At 38.3% G+C, this 19311-nt stretch carries 16 protein-coding genes; 15 read left to right on the top strand and 1 reads right to left on the bottom strand.

What is annotated here, in order from left to right; all coding sequences use genetic code 11:
- The first annotated feature begins 555 nt into the window (after window positions 1-555).
- From M3600_RS15780 to M3600_RS15755, 6 genes are all read left to right on the top strand, one after another.
- Entirely contained in the window at window positions 556-1863 is a 1308-nt protein-coding gene (locus M3600_RS15780) for a hemolysin family protein (protein ID WP_237940570.1), read from the top strand.
- A 248-nt stretch (window positions 1864-2111) separates the two neighbouring features.
- Window positions 2112-3572, top strand: coding sequence for a PTS mannitol transporter subunit IIBC (locus tag M3600_RS15775; protein WP_251646657.1), 1461 nt, complete (start codon window positions 2112-2114; stop codon window positions 3570-3572).
- Window positions 3573-3779: 207 nt separating this feature from the next.
- Complete coding sequence (locus M3600_RS15770) at window positions 3780-5894, top strand: BglG family transcription antiterminator (protein ID WP_233316877.1); 2115 nt, start codon at window positions 3780-3782, stop codon at window positions 5892-5894.
- Window positions 5882-6313 carry a PTS mannitol transporter subunit IIA gene (locus tag M3600_RS15765; protein ID WP_233316878.1) on the top strand — a complete coding sequence of 144 codons (432 nt, stop codon included), beginning with the start codon at window positions 5882-5884 and terminating at the stop codon, window positions 6311-6313. The genes M3600_RS15770 and M3600_RS15765 overlap by 13 nt, the downstream gene beginning before the upstream one ends.
- 1 nt (window position 6314) lies before the next feature.
- Complete coding sequence (locus M3600_RS15760) at window positions 6315-7463, top strand: mannitol-1-phosphate 5-dehydrogenase (RefSeq protein WP_233316879.1); 1149 nt, start codon at window positions 6315-6317, stop codon at window positions 7461-7463.
- Window positions 7464-7576: 113 nt separating this feature from the next.
- The gene (locus M3600_RS15755; RefSeq protein WP_233316880.1) at window positions 7577-8434 is read left to right on the top strand and encodes a glycosyltransferase family 8 protein; all 858 of its coding nucleotides are present in this window, start codon (window positions 7577-7579) and stop codon (window positions 8432-8434) included.
- A gap of 81 nt (window positions 8435-8515) precedes the next feature.
- Here M3600_RS15755 and M3600_RS15750 read toward each other — a convergent pair whose 3' ends face one another.
- Window positions 8516-8641 carry a hypothetical protein gene (locus M3600_RS15750; protein ID WP_233316881.1) on the bottom strand — a complete coding sequence of 42 codons (126 nt, stop codon included), beginning with the start codon at window positions 8639-8641 and terminating at the stop codon, window positions 8516-8518.
- Between the two features lie 209 nt (window positions 8642-8850).
- Between M3600_RS15750 and M3600_RS15745 the strand changes: the two genes are divergently transcribed.
- From M3600_RS15745 to M3600_RS15705, 9 genes are all read left to right on the top strand, one after another.
- Window positions 8851-10947, top strand: coding sequence for a transglycosylase domain-containing protein (locus tag M3600_RS15745; protein ID WP_251646688.1), 2097 nt, complete (start codon window positions 8851-8853; stop codon window positions 10945-10947).
- 423 nt (window positions 10948-11370) lie between these two features.
- Entirely contained in the window at window positions 11371-12315 is a 945-nt protein-coding gene (gene qoxA, locus M3600_RS15740) for a cytochrome aa3 quinol oxidase subunit II (protein WP_233316882.1), read from the top strand.
- Window positions 12315-14270 (top strand): cytochrome aa3 quinol oxidase subunit I, encoded by a 1956-nt coding sequence (gene qoxB / locus M3600_RS15735; protein WP_233316883.1) that lies wholly within the window; start codon window positions 12315-12317, stop codon window positions 14268-14270. Before qoxA ends, qoxB begins: the two co-directional genes overlap by 1 nt.
- Complete coding sequence (gene qoxC, locus M3600_RS15730) at window positions 14270-14869, top strand: cytochrome aa3 quinol oxidase subunit III (RefSeq protein ID WP_245399827.1); 600 nt, start codon at window positions 14270-14272, stop codon at window positions 14867-14869. The genes qoxB and qoxC overlap by 1 nt, the downstream gene beginning before the upstream one ends.
- Before the next feature lie 3 nt (window positions 14870-14872).
- Window positions 14873-15172 carry a cytochrome aa3 quinol oxidase subunit IV gene (qoxD, locus tag M3600_RS15725; RefSeq protein ID WP_233316884.1) on the top strand — a complete coding sequence of 100 codons (300 nt, stop codon included), beginning with the start codon at window positions 14873-14875 and terminating at the stop codon, window positions 15170-15172.
- A 248-nt stretch (window positions 15173-15420) separates the two neighbouring features.
- Window positions 15421-16377: an ABC transporter permease gene (locus tag M3600_RS15720; protein ID WP_233316885.1), complete on the top strand. Its 957-nt coding sequence runs from the start codon at window positions 15421-15423 to the stop codon at window positions 16375-16377.
- Window positions 16364-17320, top strand: coding sequence for an iron chelate uptake ABC transporter family permease subunit (locus tag M3600_RS15715; protein WP_237940573.1), 957 nt, complete (start codon window positions 16364-16366; stop codon window positions 17318-17320). Before M3600_RS15720 ends, M3600_RS15715 begins: the two co-directional genes overlap by 14 nt.
- Window positions 17314-18072 carry an iron ABC transporter ATP-binding protein gene (locus M3600_RS15710; RefSeq protein ID WP_233316887.1) on the top strand — a complete coding sequence of 253 codons (759 nt, stop codon included), beginning with the start codon at window positions 17314-17316 and terminating at the stop codon, window positions 18070-18072. The genes M3600_RS15715 and M3600_RS15710 overlap by 7 nt, the downstream gene beginning before the upstream one ends.
- Window positions 18073-18345: 273 nt before the next feature.
- Window positions 18346-19293, top strand: a complete 948-nt coding sequence (locus M3600_RS15705; RefSeq protein ID WP_282581412.1) for a siderophore ABC transporter substrate-binding protein — start codon at window positions 18346-18348, stop codon at window positions 19291-19293.
- Window positions 19294-19311 lie beyond the last annotated feature (18 nt).

Genomic DNA, 19311 nt, shown 5'->3' with positions numbered 1-19311 from the left:
ATAACTCTATTATAGGTCATAATAGATGGTCAGTCAAATGTAAACGTTGTTCTGCTGTTAAAGCTAGAACTGCTGCTTCATATAAAGAGGTAGAAAAGGTTTTTTTCTTGAATATTATTTGTGTTCGACTATATAATTATTTCATTAAAGTAAAAAGTTTTTTGAGGGGGTGGAAGAAATGGGGCTGTGCAATTAAAGATTGATTTCCTAATAACAAAACGAACTATTAATCATTACACGAACCTAGGTCTCTCCATCCTTTTGCTAACAAGTTGCCGATTGCGATGAACTTGCTAAAAAAAGTTTCATCATTATATAGGAAGTGATCGAAGGAAAATAGCTTAATTCTAAAAGAGATCAAGGTATGAAATGAGCACAAAAACGGGTATGGCCGTAATATCCATTGAGGAAAAAGGGGAGAATGGCCGCCCGACATAAAAAGAAGGAAGTTAGAAATACTATTCACATGAGTGTATTTCCTTCTTTGCAGGCATTGCTGCTTTTAAGCTAATTTTCTTATAATATCAGGAGGTGTAAGCCTTTTTAGGCTGTTCATTGGAAATTTTTAATTTAATTTTATTCGCAATACTTATAGCTTTTACAGGATTTTTTGTTGCAACGGAGTTTGCGATCGTCAAAGTAAGAGGATCGAGGATAGATCAACTGGTTGCGGAAGGAAGAAAAGGAGCTTTAGCGGCGAAAAGGGTAACTACTCATCTGGATGAATACTTATCTGCGTGTCAGCTTGGTATTACAGTTACAGCGCTCGGATTAGGGTGGATTGGTGAGCCGACGGTGGAAGCAATCCTTCATCCGGTATTCGAAAAGCTTCATATATCTGGATCACTTTCGACAATCCTGTCTTTTGGGATAGCCTTTATATCTGTAACCTTTATACATGTTGTAGTTGGGGAGCTTGCTCCGAAAACAGTTGCTATCCAAAAAGCAGAAACGATTACCTTGCTTTTTGCTCCGCCAATTATTTGGTTCTACAGACTTCTGTACCCGTTTATTTGGCTTTTGAACGGATCTGCCCGTGTCTTGACTGGAATGTTTGGCCTAAAGCCTGCCTCAGAGCATGAGCTAGCCCATTCGGAGGAAGAGCTCCGCATTTTAATGTCTGAAAGTTATAAGAGCGGTGAAATAAATAAAAATGAATTAAAATACGTGAACAATATTTTTGAATTCGATGAAAGAATAGCGAAGGAAATTATGGTTCCCCGTACAGAAATGGTCACAATCAGTGTAGACAATACTTTTGATGAAATCATGGACATTCTGGAAGAGGAAAACTATACTCGTTATCCATTAGTGAATGGTGATAAAGATAATGTTATTGGTCTAATCAACATTAGAGAATTCTTGACGGCAAGGATCCAAGAGAAGGAACAGATGGACCTGGAGAAATACATGAAGCCGATTATCCGCGTAATTGAGACAATACCTATTCGCGATTTGCTTATTAAAATGCAGAAGGAAAGAACCCATATGGCAATTTTATTAGATGAATATGGCGGTACTTCTGGTATTGTTACAGCAGAGGATATATTAGAAGAAATCGTTGGTGATATCCGCGATGAGTTTGATGAAGATGAAGTTGCAGAAATTCGCAAGCTGAAAGAAAATCACTATATCTTAAGCGGTAAAGTACTAATCAGTGAAGTTAATGACCTGCTTGGCATTCATCTGTCAGAAGAAGAAGTTGATACAATTGGCGGCTGGTTCTTGACAAATAATTTTGAAGCGGTCGAAGGTGATGAAATTGAGGAAGAAGGTTTTATCTTCAAGCTGAAAAGTATTGAGGAACATCATATTCATTTCATTGAAGTATTTAAATCTGCTTTTGAAAAAGAAACAATTTAATAAAAAGAGGACTTCAGGGTGCATGAAGTTCTCTTTTTTTGCGGAAAATAACAGCAGATTGTAAGTTAACAGTTTAAAACAGTAAATAAATCCAATAATAGGTATTTTTTTAAACTAATAATTGGAAAAGAATCATTCTATTTAATTATGTCAACATTGTGTCCGTCAAAGTTATGCTTAGTTTAAATTGTAACGAAGCTGAAACCGCTTTATCATTAAGGTTAGAAAGAATAAGGGGTGAACAATTAATGTCTAACGAAAATAATAAAGGTTTTCGCGTTAAAATACAGCGTTTCGGAAGTCACTTGAGCGGAATGGTAATGCCGAATATCGGCGCATTTATCGCTTGGGGGATTATTACAGCACTTTTTATACCTAAAGGATATTTTCCTAATGAAGATTTGGCAAAATTAGTTGATCCTATGATTACGTACTTGCTGCCATTATTAATCGGTTATACTGGCGGTAAAATGGTATATGATGTCCGCGGGGGCGTTGTCGGTGCAATTGCAACGATGGGTGTTATCGTCGGTTCAGATATACCGATGTTCCTTGGGGCAATGGTTATGGGTCCTCTTGGCGGATATTTAATCAAAAAGGTTGACGATCTGTTCAGAGGTAAAGTAAAAGCAGGCTTTGAAATGTTAGTAAACAACTTCTCAGCAGGTATTCTAGGAGCAATTATTACTATTCTTGCATTTAAGTTTGTAGGACCTGTTGTTGAAGCGATCAGCCAAATGCTTTCAAACGGAGTGGAGTTCATCGTTGATGTTAATCTACTTCCACTTGCGAGCATTATTATTGAACCAGCTAAAGTATTGTTCTTGAACAATGCAATCAATCAAGGTATTCTTGGACCAATCGGTGTAGACCAAGCAAAAGAAGTAGGGAAATCAATCCTATTCTTATTAGAAGCAAACCCAGGACCAGGTCTTGGTGTCTTGTTGGCTTATAGCATTTTCGGTAAAGGCACATCTAGACAAACTGCACCAGGTGCAGCTATTATCCACTTCTTAGGTGGTATTCATGAGATTTACTTCCCTTACATCCTGATGAAGCCTGCAATGCTATTGGCAGTTATCGGTGGAGGAATGAGTGGTGTGTTCACATTCACATTATTCAATGCAGGACTTGTAGCAACACCATCACCAGGAAGCATTATTGCCATTATGGCATTGTCTCCAAAAGGTGAGCATTTAGGAGTATTAGCTGGTGTAATCGTTGCAGCCGTTGTTTCCTTTGTAATCGGTGCAATCGTATTGAAAACAAGCAAAGGCGAAGCAGAAGACATCAACGCTGCTGCTGATAAAATGCAAGAGCTTAAAGGTAAAAAGAGCACTGTTGCCGGTGCAGTTACTGGTGAAGCTACTGGTGCTGATGCTTCTGTTGAAGCTGCTGAAGCAACAAACAAAGCTGCAGACTTCGATTACCACAGTGTGAAGAAAATCATCTTTGCTTGTGATGCAGGAATGGGTTCAAGTGCAATGGGTGCTTCTATCATGCGTAATAAAGTGAAAAAAGCAGGCATTGAAGGTGTGGATGTAACAAATACATCGATTGCCAACCTTCCAAGTGATGCAGATCTTGTTATCACACATAAAGATTTAACAGATCGTGCAGTTGCGAAGCTTCCAGATGCACACCATGTGTCTGTAGAAAACTTTATGAGCAGCCCTAAATATGATGAGATTATCAATAACTTGAAATAATGATAAAAGGAGTATCGCCTAAAATGGTGATGCTCTTATTTATGTTGTAAAAGGATTAAAAGTGGGTAATATAAACAAAATGATTTTTATGATCTAATATTTAATAATGGCAACATTGAGTGTGAAAAAAATGCTATAACAACTGTTTGAATCCAAGTAATTACTTACTTATAATTAAATTATGTCAAGAAAACAAGGTGATATGGCATGGTTATTTCTGCGAGAGAAAGACTGATTCTGCAATTTTTGCTTGAAGATATGAAAGAGGATGTCACCATTAAGCAGCTTGCTGACATTGTAAATGTGAGTGAGCGGACAATCCATCGCGACCTGAAGAATATTGAAGATGTTCTGCAGGCATTTCATTTGAAGTTGCAGAAAAAAGCAGGAGTGGGAGTAAAGGTAATTGGTACACAAGGTGATATTTATCAATTAAGGGTCACCATCCTAAAGCAGGATTTTACAGAATATACCCCAGATGAAAGGCTTATCGTCGCATTATGTACACTGTTAGACAATAAGGAGCCTGTGAAACTCTTTTCCCTTGCAAATGATATGGGTGTGACTACGGCAACGGTCAGTCATGACTTGGATAAGCTGGAGCCGATCATAAAAGAATACGACTTGCGGCTTGTGCGCAAACGGGGCTATGGAATCGAGCTGGAGGGTTCTGAAGATGCAAAAAGAAAGGCGATAACAAGTCTGATTTCAGAAAGATTTGATGTGCCGGAATTTTTGAAGATGGTCAGAGACAATATCCAAAAGAAATCCACCAACAAAATAGATTCCATTTCAGAACGGCTGTTAGGTCTCGTTCATAAGGAAAAGATTATCCTGATTGAGGGAATCATTGAAGATATTAATGAAGAGCTTCCTTACAGCCTGGCAGACAGTTCGTATGTAGGGCTGGTTGTCCATATTGCATTGGCGATGGAGCGTATCCAGCGGGGAGAAAATATCACTCTTCAGGAAGATTACTTAAGCGAGTTAAAGATAACAAAAGAGTTTGAATTCGCTCGTAAAATCGCCATGCGTCTGGAGCGGACCTTTGAGGTTGCAATACCAGATGAAGAAATTGGCTATATAACCATGCATTTGCGGGGAGCGAAAATTCGCTATGACAAGGATATAGGGATAAAGGATGAAAACATTGAGGTCGCTGTCATTGTACAGAGCTTAATAAAAAATGTGGAAAATTTGCTTCATACAAGATTATTAGATGAAACCTTATCTCAAGGGCTTTTAGCGCATCTCAAGCCAGCTTTATACAGGCTTAAACAAAAAATGAGAATTTCCAACCCGCTGCTAAGCGATATAAAATTGGACTATCATGACCTGTTTAAAGTTGTAAAAAAAGCAGCAGAATTAACATTACCTAAACTGCATATTCCAGATGAGGAAATTGGTTATTTAGTTCTTCATTTTGGGGCAGCGTTGAATTCCAAGCAGCTTACGACTAAATTAAGGGTTTTAATTATTTGTTCAAGTGGAATTGGTACATCAAAAATGCTTGCCACCAAAATCGGCAATGAAATACCAGGGCTGTCTGAAATAAAAACAGCATCTGTGTTTGAATTGAAAAACATTACCCTTGATGATTATGATGCCATTCTTTCTACTATCCCGATTGAGGAAATCAACAGAGATTATTTTGTGGTAAGTCCGATTTTAACGAATCAGGAACTCGAGATTGTCAAAAACTACTTACAGGAAAAAGGCGGACAATTAACAGAATCAGCTGATCCAGCTGTTGATGGGATGGAGATATTATCCTTAAGCTTTGAGCATTTTGATCAGTTAGGAAAGCGAGTCACAGTTCTTGCCAATCTGCTCAAAAGTTTCGAAGTGTGGGAAGCAGCTACTAATGCTGATTTATCTAGGTTATTACAAGATGGGCTGGAAAAGCTTAAGCAAAAAGATTCTATCACAGATGCTTCAGAAGTGTTACAGTCACTCCAGGCAAGAGAAAAGATAGGAGGCTTAGCCATTCCAGATACAACACTTGCTCTTTATCATACAAGAAGCAATTCAGTGGCGTTTCCATCTTTTAATATAATAAATACAACAAATGCTTTTGAATTAAAGGCGATGAATGGCGGAAGCGAAAAAGTTACAAGGATTTTGCTGCTCTTAGCACCATTCGATCTTGCTTCGTCCACTTTAGAATTGCTGAGCTTTATCAGTTCCCTTATAATCCAGTCGCAAACAAGCATCAGGATGTTTGAAAAGGGGTCAAAAGAAGAGTTGGCACATTTCATAAGCAACCAATACTTAAAAAACTATATTCATACAAATCAGGAGGCAACAAAATGTCTATATTAAAAAAAGAAAACATCATCTTAAACAGCAATGTATCTGAAAAAACGGAAGCTATTAAATTAGCTGGTCAAATCTTGGTAGATCAAGGCTATGTATCAGCAGATTATATTCCAGCGATGCTTCAAAGAGAAGAGATGTCGTCCACTTACATGGGGAACTTCCTAGCAATCCCTCACGGTACAGATGAAGCGAAAGCAGCTGTTCTTCAATCAGGTCTTTCTGTAGTGCAAGTCCCAAATGGTGTAGATTTTGGTGACGGCAATATTGTTAAATTGCTTGTTGGTATTGCAGGAAAAGATGGAGAGCATTTGGAAATCCTTTCTCAAATCGCTATCGTATGTTCTGAAGAAGAAAATGTAGAAAAGCTTGTACAAGCAAAATCAGAAGAGGAAATCATTTCAATTCTAAGCGAGGTTAACTAATATGAAAGCTATCCATTTTGGAGCAGGAAATATTGGGAGAGGCTTTATCGGTCTCTTGTTACATCAATCAAATTATGAAGTTCACTTTGTGGATGTAAATGAAAAAATTATTGATGAAATAAATCAAGAGGGAACATACCGAGTTCTCCTTGCGAACGATGCGAAGGATGAATTTACAGTTTCGAATATTAAAGGCATTAACAGTAAGGCGAACCCTCAGCTGGCTGTCGAGGAAATAGCTTCAGCTGATTTAGTAACAACTGCTATCGGTCCGAACATCCTTAAGTTCATTGCACCATTGATTGCAGACGGATTAAAAGCAAGAAAAGCAAATGATGGTTCATTCTTAAATATTATCGCATGTGAAAACATGATAGGCGGCAGCACAGAATTAAAAAAATTCGTGTTTGAGCACTTAAATGATGAAGAAAAGACTTGGGCTGAAGAATATATCGGATTCCCTGATTCTGCAGTGGATCGAATTGTTCCGAACCAGTCGAATGAAAAGCTGCTTGATGTTCTTGTAGAGCCATTTTTTGAGTGGGTTATTGATGAAACAAAAATTAAAGGCGAAAAGCCTGTAATTCCAGATGCGCATTTTGTTGAGAATCTGACTGCTTATATTGAAAGAAAACTTTTCACAGTTAATACTGGTCATGCTACTACAGCTTATTTAGGTAACAGAAAAGATTATAAAACTATATCTGAAACAATCGAACATAAAGATGTTGAGGAAAAAGTGCTGCAAGTATTGAGTGAGACTGGAAAAGTACTTGTTGAAAAATACAAGTTCGACAAGGATGAGCATCAAAAATATATCCAAAAAATTATTGGCAGATTTGCAAACCCTCATATCGTTGACGATGTGAAAAGGGTTGGACGTTCTCCGCTTCGTAAGCTAAGCCGTAATGACCGTCTGGTTGCACCGGCAATGGAATATATAGAATTGTTTAAAGAAAAGCCTGCTGGTTTAGTAGAAGTTATGGCATCGGCTCTGCTGTTTTTCTCTGGAGAAGACCAAGAGTCAGTTGAGTTGAAAGAATTAATTTTGGATAAAGGTGTGGAACAAGCATTCAGTGAAGTTTCCGGACTGCCTTTAGACAATCAATTAGTTGGTGCTGTCTCTGCTGCTTACAAAGAAATGCAATAAATTGTTTAGAAAGCTGTCCTTTAATGGGCGGCTTTATTTGTATTATTTTCCAACAGGTTTCACTGAATTTGGACAAGGGTAAATTATTAGCAAATAGAAAGGAGCGAGTAGTAATGAATTCTAGCAAGACTATCCATGTAGTTTCTTCAACAGATGATAATTATGTTCCCCATCTAGGAGTAATGTTTGTCTCACTTCTAGAAAACACACAAAAAAACAGAAAGGTGCAGCTGTATGTCCTTAATGGCGGCATAACGGAGAAGAACAAACAATGGCTGCAAAACACTGTGGCCCCGTACCAAACTTCCATACAATTCCTGGACGTCGATCCAAAACAATATGAAAATGCAGTCGAAAGCAGACATATCACAAAAGCCTCCTATTATCGTATTTCCATTCCTGATTTAATTTCAGAACCAGATATTGAAAAGGTGCTTTATATTGACAGCGACACTGTTGTGCTTGAAGATGTCTCTTCCATTTATGATCAGGATATTTCTCCAAACATAGCTGCGGCTGTAATAGATTGTGGACTTCATGACAGATTAGCAACACTCGGTGTCAGTGAGGAAGCCAATTATTTCAATGCTGGTATCATGCTTATCGACTTAAAAAACTGGCGTGAGAACCAAATTACAGAGAAAGCCTTTGAGTATATTAAGAATGCAACAGATGAGCAGCTAGAATACCATGACCAAGATATTCTTAATACATTGCTTTGCAATAAGTGGCTGGAGCTTCATCCAAAATGGAATGCTCAGGCGTATTTATTGTTAAAACAGAGGAGATTAGAGTTTATAGATGAAATTAAAAAGCAAGAAGCCTTTAGCAAACCTGCCATCGTTCATTTCTGCGGAGAGGAAAAACCGTGGCTTAAAGGCTATGTTCATCCATATAAAAAGACATACTATCATTTCTTAGCTAAAACAGCGTCTGGATTAGAGCAAGGGACAAGCGCTAAGAATTTTTAAAGGGAAAAAGCTGATAAATTCAGCTTTTTTTATATAGAAGAGGCCGAAACTTAAGTTTCGGCCTCTTTTAATGTCTTTTATTTAGTTAGGCATTCGTGATCTAGAGCGAGTACTTCCTTTAGATTGCTTCTTTTTATCCATCATCTTTTTTACGATAGGATAGATGACAGGAGCCCATTTAATGACTGTACGTATCATTTTTTTCATATCTATCACTCCTTTTTCTTATCTATTCCCTGCAATAAGTGTATATAAACAAGCCAAAATGAGGCAGAGTCCTGTATTTTGGCTATAATAAATATTGTATTTGCAGAAGAAAGAGCATATAGTTTTTATTAAATGAGATGCAACAATTTAAGACGGAAATACGTCTAAATAGAAAGTATAGAGAAATAAGCAAAGGAAAGGGTAAAATGATGGAGAAAATCAAATCCCTGCTGGAGATGTTCTGGCGGTTTTGGAAAAGAAGACATTTAACACAAATTCTTCTTTTAGCATTGTTATTATTTGTTCTAGTTTCTATATTATATTTTATGTATTTAGCAAGTCAGGCAAATGTAAGTACGTTGAAGGCTGGGCTTAGCCAAGCTACTGTTATTTATGATAAAGACGGCGACGAGGCAACGGAGATAAAGACAGAACGGACAGAAGGCATTGAGCTTAAGGATGTGCCGGACTATGTACCGGGTGCAGTCGTTTCTATTGAAGATGAGCGGTTCTACAGCCATAATGGCTTTGATTTGAAAGGGATAACGCGAGCGTTTTTTAAAAACCTGCTTGCTGGAAGTATAACAGGCGGGGGCAGCACGATCACCCAGCAGCTGACAAAAAATGCACTGTTATCTTCTGAACAAACATACAAACGAAAAGCAGAGGAATTGTTTTTGGCTGTGGAAATAGAGAAGCACTACAGCAAGGATGAAATTCTGCAGATGTATTTAAATCATGTTTATTTTGGGAGCGGTGCTTGGGGTATTGATCAAGCAGCCAAAAAATATTACAACAAGAATATCAAGGATGTTTCCATAAGCGAAGCAGCATTGCTTGCAGGGCTTTTACAGGCTCCATCTTCTCTTGATCCGTACAAAAATTATGATGGTGCCATCAAGCGAAGAAATGTAGTGTTAGGGAAAATGAAAGAAGAAAATGTCATTACAGAAGATGAATATAAGGATGCTGTCGCTGAAAAAATTGTTCTAGAGGACGGCGGAGGTTCGTTCATTGACAGAGATTATCCTTATTTTGTTGATTCCGTTATAAGTGAAGCAATTTCCGAGTATGGTCTTACTCAAGAGGAAATTCTGACTAGAGGGTATAAAATTTATACAGAAATGGACCAGAATCTCCAATCAACACTTGAAAAAACATTTGCAAACGATGCGCTTTTCCCATCGAGCAGTGATGGAACAAGCGCACAGGGCGGGGCTGTGCTGCTCGACCCCGAGACAGGCGGTATAAGAGGTCTTGTTGGAGGCAGAGGCGAACAAGTCTTCAGAGGATTAAACAGAGCTACACAAATTAAGGTGCAGCCTGGTTCGACAATGAAGCCGCTGGCAGTTTACACCCCCGCATTGGAACAGGGCTATAAGACAACCTCCATTTTGAAGGATGAGCCGTTTAAAAAGGGTAACTATGAGCCGCAAAACTTCTCGAAAACATATCAAGGAGAAGTGCCGATGTATGAGGCGTTAGAGAAGTCCTTAAATGTTCCTGCTGTTTGGCTTTTAGATAAAATAGGCATTGATAAAGGGCTGGATGCATTAAATAGATTCGGCATTCCATATGATGAGAAAGAAGATAAATATTTAGGTATTGCGCTTGGAGGAATGTATGAGGGAGTGTCGCCGCTGCAGATGGCAGAAGCGTACTCAACATTTCCGAATGATGGCGTTCGGATGGAAGGACATTTAATCACTAAAATCGTCGGACCGACAGGCAATGTGATTGCAGAGTATAAGTCGAAGTCGACTAAAGTAACATCAAAATCCGTCGCAGAGGATATGACCTCGATGCTGCTGGATGTTATAGATTCAGGAACAGGCCAAGGAGCGAAGGTTACAGGCTTTGAGATTGCTGGGAAAACAGGCTCGACTCAATTAGACAATGCTAATCTGTCTGGCACAAAGGATCAATGGTTTGTAGGCTATACACCAAATCTAGTTGGAGCGATGTGGCTTGGGTATGATAAAACAGATGAGCAGCATTATTTAAAGAGTAAAAGCTCTGGAGATGTTGTGCCGATTTTTAAAACGATTATGGATCAAGCAGTACAGTATGTAGAACCAGAAAATTTCTCTGTAATATCTGTAAGTGACCAGCTTGCTGGCAAGACTGAGCGAACACAGAAAGTAGAGGAAACAAAAGAAGCAATCAAGGAAAAAGCGAAAGAGATACAGACTACCATTGAAGAGAATTCTTCCAAATGGGGCCAAGTATTGGATGAAATGAAAGAGGACGCAGGCATCATCAGTGATAAGCTCAAGAATAAATGGAATGAAATAATGGGTCAATAAAATAAAGGAGGCTGGAACACAATGTTCCAGCCTCCTTTATATGATTTGTGACAATTTTTAAAGGAAAAAAAGAGTATATATAATAGAAGCGTTTAGTTTGGCTAAAAATGGTTCAATATCCTTTTAAAAAAGTATATGTGACAAGTTTATGGACATAGATTTTCATAGCCACATCTGCTATAATTACTGAGTTGGTATCTTCTTGGAAAATGTTTGCTAGATTTAGGGGTAAATCAATTATGACAATTGGTAAATTTATCCTTACGATTTTTGTCACATTTACAGGCTTCGAGATATGATATCATCATACAGGTAGTAATAATAGATATTTTACCTATTTAAAATGAATGTTCTATGTCTAAATCTTGAACATTCTGTGAATATTTTAACATTTAAAGTTAAATTGGAAGGAGATGCACTAAATTGAAGTCAAAAAAAGGCTTGTTATTATCACTTCTAGCGATTTTGCCAATTTTTGTACTGAGCGGCTGTGAAAGCATGGTTGTTTTTGATCCTAAGGGCCCTGTTGCTAAGAGCTTAATGGATTTGATCAACTGGTCGCTTATTTTTATGACAATTATCGTACTAGTTGTTTTTGGTTTGTTCGCGTACATTGTTTGGAAATACCGCGCTAAACCGGAAAACGAAGGCTATGAGCCGCCAGAGGAGCACGGAAGCACAGTGCTTGAAATTGTCTGGACAGTTATTCCTTTCTTAATTATCATTGCTTTGACTATCCCAACTGTTAAAACTATTTATGCAGTAGAGGATATTCCGAAGAATTATGAAGATCAAGAACCAGTTGTGATTAATGTAACATCTGCAGATTGGAAATGGATTTTCAGCTATCCGGAAGAAGGAATTGAAACTGTTAACTATGTAAAAATTCCTGCTGGTGTTCCGATTGAGTTCAAATTGACTTCTGCTGGAACAATGCAATCTTTCTGGGTTCCACAGCTTGCTGGGCAAAAGTACACAATGTATGGAGCTGAAACTGAGTTGTACTTAGTTGCGGATCATACAGGAGAATACTTAGGACAAAATACAAACTTCAACGGTAAAGGATATGCAGAGATGCAATTCAACGTAGAAGCTGAAACACAAGACGATTACGATGCTTGGGTTGATGAAGTTAAAGATACTGCACCTAAGTTGACAGAAGATAAATATAAAGAATTGTTGAAGCCGACTCATCTAGGGCGCATGACATTCTCTAATACTCATTTAGAGTGGATTGACCATGGAAAAGGCGGAACTTCTAACTACTACTTGAACCCTGAATTGTACAAAGTTCATGGTTATCAAGGTAAAATCTTCGATCATGAAGATGCAGACAGCGAAGAGAAAACTGATGGGGGTGAGCATTGATGGACATTAAATGGAATGAAATCCTTGTACAAGGAGATCCGTTGATCCTCGGTTCCCAAATCGGTATCGCATTGACGATGATTGGTGCTGTTGTTCTAATCACGTACTTGAAAAAATGGCGTTACCTTTGGGATGAGTGGATCACAACTGTCGATCATAAACGTATTGGTATAATGTACATCATTGTTGCGGTATTGATGTTCTTCCGCGGCGGTATTGATGGATTAATGATGAAAACACAAACAGCGGCACCAGACATGAAGTTCCTGGATGCACAGCACTATGATGAAGTATTTACAACACATGGTGTTATCATGATCTTGTTCATGGCGATGCCTGCTTTAATTGGTCTTATGAATGTTGTTATTCCGTTGCAAATCGGAGCGCGTGACGTTGCATTCCCGCAGCTGAACGCATTAAGCTTCTGGCTGACTTTCGCTGGAGCAATGCTTTTCAATATTTCTTTCGTAGTCGGTGGTTCACCAGATGCTGGTTGGACATCGTACTTCCCGCTTGCAGGTAAGGAGTTCACACCTGGGGTAGGTAACAACTATTACGCAATTGCCTTGCAGATTGCCGGGGCAGGTACATTGATGACAGGTATTAACTTTGTTGTCACAATCCTGAAAATGCGTACTAAAGGCATGACATTAATGAAAATGCCTATGTTTACATGGACTGCGTTATTGACAAACGTCCTAATCATTTTTGCATTCCCAATCCTTACAGTTGCATTAGCATTGATGACATTTGACCGTATGTTCGGTACACATTTCTTCACTGTTTCTGGCGGAGGAAATGCAATGCTTTGGAACAACTTATTCTGGCTATGGGGACATCCAGAAGTATATATTGTTGTCCTGCCGGCTTTCGGTATGTTCTCAGAAATTATTTCTACGTTCTCAAGAAAAACATTATATGGTTATAAATCTATGATTATTTCCATTGTTGGTATTGCGATTTTGAGTTTCGTTGTTTGGGTTCACCATTTCTACACAATGGGATCTGGACCTGTCGTTAACTCCGTATTCTCTATTACAACAATGCTGATTGCGGTTCCGACCGGGGTTAAGATTTTCAACTGGTTGTTTACAATGAGAAAAGGTCGTATCCAATTTACGACTGCAATGCTATGGTCACTTGCATTTATTCCAACCTTCACTATCGGTGGGGTAACAGGGGTTATGCTTGCAATGGCTGCAGCTGACTATCAATACCATAATACGTTATTCCTAGTGGCTCACTTCCATTATGTGTTGATTCCTGGGGTAGTATACGCAGTATTTGCTGGATTCTATTACTGGTGGCCAAAGATGTTCGGTCATGCATTGAACGAACGTCTTGGAAAATGGCATTTCTGGTTATTTAATATCGGTTTCAACGTAACATTCATGCCAATGTTCTTCCTTGGCCTTAAAGGTGCAGTTAGACGTTCTTACACGTTCTCTGCAGAATCAGGATTTGCACCGTTATTCGCAGTTTCAGCAGTAGGATCATTGATTCTAGCAGCTGGTTTCGCAGTATTAGTGTACAACATCTACTGGAGTGCACGTTATGCAAAACGCAATATCTCTACAGATCCATGGGATGCAAGAACATTAGAATGGCATACAGCTTCACCTGTACAGTTCTACAACTTTGCTCAACTGCCTGAAGTTAAAACATTAGATGCTTTCTGGCACATGAAGAAAAAAGATAAAGATGCGTTAGTTCTAAAAGAAGACGAGTTAGAAGAAATTCATATGCCAAGCAATTCAGGGCTTCCATTCATTATGTGTGTAATCTTTGGAGCTGCCGGATTCTTCATGGTATTTGAGTGGATTCCTCTAGCAGCAATTGCAGCTGCCTTTATATTCGTAGGCTTGCTTGTACGTTCCTTCGATTACGATGAAGGTTACCACGTAAAAGTCGACGAAGTTAAGAAAATTGAGCGTGCATGGAGGGGTGAAAAATAATGGCTAAAGTAGATACTTCTTTACCGTTGGAGTACCAAACGGAACAGAACCGTCTGAACATTTTCGGTTTCTGGATTTTCTTGGGTGCTGAAATAGTCTTATTTGCATCATTGTTCGCCGCACATGGCTCTCTATACAATGCATTCGCAGATGGACCTACTCCTAAAGATTTATTTATACTAAAAGACGTTATGATTGAAACATTGCTGCTGTTAACAAGTAGTTTCACATGCGGTATTGCTATCTGGTATATGCGCCGCAACAACTTGAAAGGCTTGTTAACATGGCTTGTTATTACATTGTTACTTGGTGCTGGTTTCGTATTCTTCGAGGTGACTGAGTTCATCCATTATGTTCATGAAGGTGCGAAAATGCAGACAAGCGCATATTTCTCAAGCTTCTTTGTACTGTTAGGAACACACGGACTTCACGTTTCTATCGGTATCGGCTGGGCAATTGCAGTTATTATTCAATTAGTTAAACGTGGATTGACACCTACGACTGCGCGTAAAACGTTTATTATCAGCTTATATTGGCACTTTTTAGACGTTGTGTGGATCTTTATCTTCACATTCGTTTATCTAGCAAGGATGGTGTAATAGATGGCGAAACATAATAGCAGTTTTCCGACAGGTCACGTAGCAGGATTTATCGTATCTATATTGCTGACTTTTGCAACAGTAGGTGCTGTAAGATATACAGATCTGCCTTTCGTGACAATCATGTGGATTATTGGTTCTTTAGCAGTTATCCAAGCACTTCTTCAGCTTTTCATGTTCATGCATTTAACTGAAGGTGAAGGCAAAATGCAAATGATTAATATCATTTATGCATTCTTCTGTGCGATTGTTGTTGCAGCAGGAACTATTTGGGTAATGACATCAGGACATGTTCATTACTAATTGATAAAAACCTCCGAGAAATCGGAGGTTTTTTTGTTGTTTTAAGCCTAGTACGAACGAACTAATTGAGAATAAAATGACTGGAAAATGGAAACTTGTTCAAGAAAAACCATTGACGATAATCAAAAAAATGATAAAATCAGTTTAAGAGCGTAAATGATAATGAAAATCATTTGAGAATTTTTTTTAGATAGAATTACTTTTTAAGGAGGCGAGTTGAGAGAGGTTTTTGACTCAATCTACCATCTATGAAGATAAGATATTTAGCCATCATGTTAATAGTGTTGTCAATCGCCTCCTTGTTTATAGGAGTTATTGATATTAATCCTTTGAGCATCTTTAAGCTGACAGAGGATCAAAAAGAAATATTATTAATCAGCAGGTTCCCCCGATTAATAAGCATTATTATTGCAGGTGTAAGCCTTAGCGTTTGCGGACTAATTATGCAGCAAATTACCAGAAATAAATTTGTGTCTCCAACAACAGCAGGCACGATGGACTGGGCAAGATTTGGCATTCTTATTGCGCTCATGATGTTCACAACTGCAACTCCGATTGTTAAAATGCTTGTTGCCTTCGTTTTTGCATTGCTTGGTACATTCCTGTTTATGCAAATACTGAATCGAATCAAATTTAAGGATGCCATTTTCATCCCGCTTGTCGGCTTGATGCTTGGAAACATCATCAGCTCCATTACAACATTCTTTTCTATGAAGAATGATCTTGTACAAAACATGTCATCATGGCTCCAAGGTGATTTTTCACTGATCATGGAAGGAAGATATGAGCTCCTGTACATAAGCATTCCTGTCGTCATTATCGCATATCTATATGCGAACAAATTCACAATCGCCGGCATGGGTGAAGAGTTCTCCACGAACTTAGGTCTTAACCATAAAAGAGTGGTAAATATTGGGTTGATTATTGTTGCCCTTGTTTCATCAGTTGTACTGCTCACGGTCGGTATGATTCCATTTTTAGGGCTTATCATTCCTAATATAGTCTCTCTCTACAGAGGAGATAACTTGAAGAACAGCTTAACGCACACAGCATTACTTGGTGCAAACTTTGTGCTGATATGCGATATCCTTGGACGGATAATCATTTATCCTTATGAAATCTCGATAGGTGTAATGGTTGGCGTTATCGGGAGTGCCATATTCCTTTATTTATTGATAAGGAGAAGAACGTATGAATCAGCCTAAGAGAAAACTTTTACTTCTAGCGATAATAGCCGTTCTGCTTATTGCAGTATTCATGCTGATAAAGGTGAGCAGTGTGAATTGGGAATATGTTATACCAAGAAGAGCAATCAAAATATTAGCAATATGCCTGACAGGCGGATGTATCGCATTTTCATCCATGGTTTTCCAGACCATCACTAATAACCGAATCCTAACACCGAGTATTCTAGGTCTAGATTCTTTGTATTTATTTATCCAAACGTTTGTAGTTTTCTTTTTCGGTTCACAGAGCTTAACGATGTTGAACAGTAATGTTAACTTTCTGTTATCAGTCGGGCTGATGATTCTTTTCTCAGTTGCCCTTTACTACTTGTTCTTCCGAAAAGGAAGTCAGAATATCCTGCTGCTTCTCCTGATTGGGATTATTCTTGGCAGCTTCTTCTCAAGTCTGTCATCTTTTATGCAGATGCTGATAGATCCTAATGAGTTTTTGATTGTTCAAGACAAAATGTTTGCTAGCTTTAATAGTGTAAATACGGATATTTTGACAATATGTATTGTGATAATTGCAGTGATTGCTATTTACGTGTCACGCTACAGCAAGTTTTTCGATGTAATGTCACTTGGAAAAGAGCAGGCAATCAATCTGGGAATTGATTATGATCGTGTTGTAAGAAATATGCTCGTTGTAGTTGCAATTCTGGTCAGTGTATCAACTGCTCTTGTCGGACCAATCACCTTCCTTGGATTGCTCGTCGTGAATCTTGCAAGAGAATTCCTTAGAACGTATAAACACAGCCAACTCATTGCAGGTTCCATCTTGTTAAGCATCATAGCCCTTGTTGGCGGTTTGCTCATAGTGGAAAGAGTGTTTACATTCTCGACAACAATCAGTGTTATCATCAACTTTGTCGGCGGAATTTATTTCATCTATTTATTGTTAAAGGAGAGAAGAGCATGGTAGAGGTCAAGAATGTCAGTAAACAATACAATGGAAAAAGCGTCCTTGAAAATGTGTCTCTTTCCATCGAAAAAGGAAAGATTACTTCCTTTATCGGCCCGAACGGTGCCGGGAAAAGCACATTGTTATCCATCATCAGCAGGCTGATTAAAGCTGACAACGGTGAAGTCCTGATTGATGGGCAAGATGTCTCCACTACAAAAAGCAATATTCTGGCAAAAAAGATTTCCATCCTCAAGCAGAGCAATCATATTAATATACGATTGACTGTTAAGGAACTAGTAAGTTTCGGAAGGTTTCCTTATTCACAAGGAAGACTGACGAAAGAGGATGAAACAGCCGTGGCAGAAGCAATTTCGTATATGGAGCTTGATGAAATTCAGCATAAATATTTGGATCAATTGAGCGGCGGTCAGAAACAGCGAGCATATATTGCGATGGTTATTGCACAGGATACAGAATACATCTTGCTCGATGAGCCGCTGAACAATCTGGATATGAAGCATTCTGTGCAAATCATGAAGGTTCTTAGAAGGCTTGTAAATGAGCTGGGGAAAACAGTTGTCATTGTAATTCATGATATTAATTTTGCCTCTGTTTATTCTGACAATATAGTGGCATTAAAGAATGGCAAACTAGTTAATAATGGTCCAGCAGACAGTATTATCAATCAAGCTGTTCTAAAGGATATCTATGAAATGGATATGCAGATTGAGGAGATTAACGATCATAAAATCTGTGTCTATTTCGCTTAAAATCATAAATTAATGACTGTAAAGCTAAGCGGAACTAATGGTAGATGTTGTTCGATAAAAAGAAAGGAGGCAGTGTTTCTATGGAATACTTAAAAATAAGTCTCTTCGCCAGAAGAACCATAATAACACTACCATTAGCATTAGTACTTTTCTGTGTGACATTCTAGGAAAATGCACTAGGAAAATACTAATATCTCAATCATAGGATATTCTGTTTATCATTGCAATCAATTTAATTTAAATAATCTAAATATAATAATAGGGGTGTCTTAATTGAAGAAAAAACTATCTATATTATTCATAGCATTAGTTATGGCAGTATTAGCAGCTTGCGGCAATACTTCTACAAGCAGCAGTTCATCTGATAATGAAAAAGCAGCAGAACCAATTACAGTAAAACATGATTTAGGCGAAACAAAAGTTGATCCAAATCCAAAAAAAGTGGTTGTATTTGATATGGGTATCTTAGACACATTAGACAAACTTGGTGTAGAAGTAGCAGGTGTTCCACAAGACAGCCTTCCAGAGTATCTTTCAAAGTACAGTGACAGCAAATATACAAATGTCGGTGGACTTAAAGAGCCAGACTTAGAGGCAATAAGCGAATTGGCTCCAGATGTTATCTTTATTTCAGGCAGACAATCAGCAGCATATGAAGACTTAAGCGAAATTGCGCCAACTGTTTATGTGGGTGTTGATACGACTAAATATATGGAATCATTTAAGAGCAATATGGAACTAGTTGGACAAATCTTCGGTAAAGAAGATGCAGTAAAAGAAGAATTAGCAAATATTGATGAAACAATTTCAGCATTAAACGATAAAGCGAAGGCAGTAGAAGGTAAATCATTAGTAGTATTAGTAAATGACGGCAGTGTGAGTGCGTATGGATCTGGATCAAGATTCGGAATCATTCATGACGTATTTGGATTGGCTCAAGCAGACGAAAAAATTGAGGCTTCAACACATGGACAAAGCATTTCCTTTGAGTATATCGCAGAAAAGAACCCAGAATATCTATTTGTTGTAGATAGAGGCGCTGTTGTCGGCGGAGAATCCTCTGCAGAAAAAGTATTGGATAACGAGCTAGTTAACGGTACTGATGCAGCTAAAGACGGTCATATCATCTACTTAAATCCTAACTATTGGTACCTTTCTGGCGGTGGTTTGATTTCTACAGAAGAAATGGCGAAAGAAATCGATGCTGGTATTTCAAAATAATAATTTCTAAGATAGGAA

This window comes from Niallia sp. MER 6 (assembly GCF_023714395.1).
Taxonomy (GTDB): domain Bacteria; phylum Bacillota; class Bacilli; order Bacillales; family Cytobacillaceae; genus Niallia.
Note: the sequence above shows the minus strand (reverse complement) of the source record. Positions and strands in the feature narration are given on the sequence as shown.

Bases quoted from the DNA above. Each gene is read 5' to 3' on its own strand.
- M3600_RS15775 (WP_251646657.1), top strand. From the start codon at position 2,112: ATGTCTAACGAAAATAATAAAGGTTTTCGCGTTAAAATACAGCGTTTC.
- M3600_RS15770 (WP_233316877.1), top strand. From the start codon at position 3,780: ATGGTTATTTCTGCGAGAGAAAGACTGATTCTGCAATTTTTGCTTGAA.
- M3600_RS15765 (WP_233316878.1), top strand. From the start codon at position 5,882: ATGTCTATATTAAAAAAAGAAAACATCATCTTAAACAGCAATGTATCT.
- M3600_RS15760 (WP_233316879.1), top strand. From the start codon at position 6,315: ATGAAAGCTATCCATTTTGGAGCAGGAAATATTGGGAGAGGCTTTATC.
- M3600_RS15755 (WP_233316880.1), top strand. From the start codon at position 7,577: ATGAATTCTAGCAAGACTATCCATGTAGTTTCTTCAACAGATGATAAT.
- M3600_RS15750 (WP_233316881.1), bottom strand. From the start codon at position 8,641: ATGAAAAAAATGATACGTACAGTCATTAAATGGGCTCCTGTCATCTAT.
- M3600_RS15745 (WP_251646688.1), top strand. From the start codon at position 8,851: ATGGAGAAAATCAAATCCCTGCTGGAGATGTTCTGGCGGTTTTGGAAA.
- qoxB (WP_233316883.1), top strand. From the start codon at position 12,315: ATGGACATTAAATGGAATGAAATCCTTGTACAAGGAGATCCGTTGATC.
- qoxC (WP_245399827.1), top strand. From the start codon at position 14,270: ATGGCTAAAGTAGATACTTCTTTACCGTTGGAGTACCAAACGGAACAG.
- qoxD (WP_233316884.1), top strand. From the start codon at position 14,873: ATGGCGAAACATAATAGCAGTTTTCCGACAGGTCACGTAGCAGGATTT.
- M3600_RS15720 (WP_233316885.1), top strand. From the start codon at position 15,421: ATGAAGATAAGATATTTAGCCATCATGTTAATAGTGTTGTCAATCGCC.
- M3600_RS15715 (WP_237940573.1), top strand. From the start codon at position 16,364: ATGAATCAGCCTAAGAGAAAACTTTTACTTCTAGCGATAATAGCCGTT.
- M3600_RS15710 (WP_233316887.1), top strand. From the start codon at position 17,314: ATGGTAGAGGTCAAGAATGTCAGTAAACAATACAATGGAAAAAGCGTC.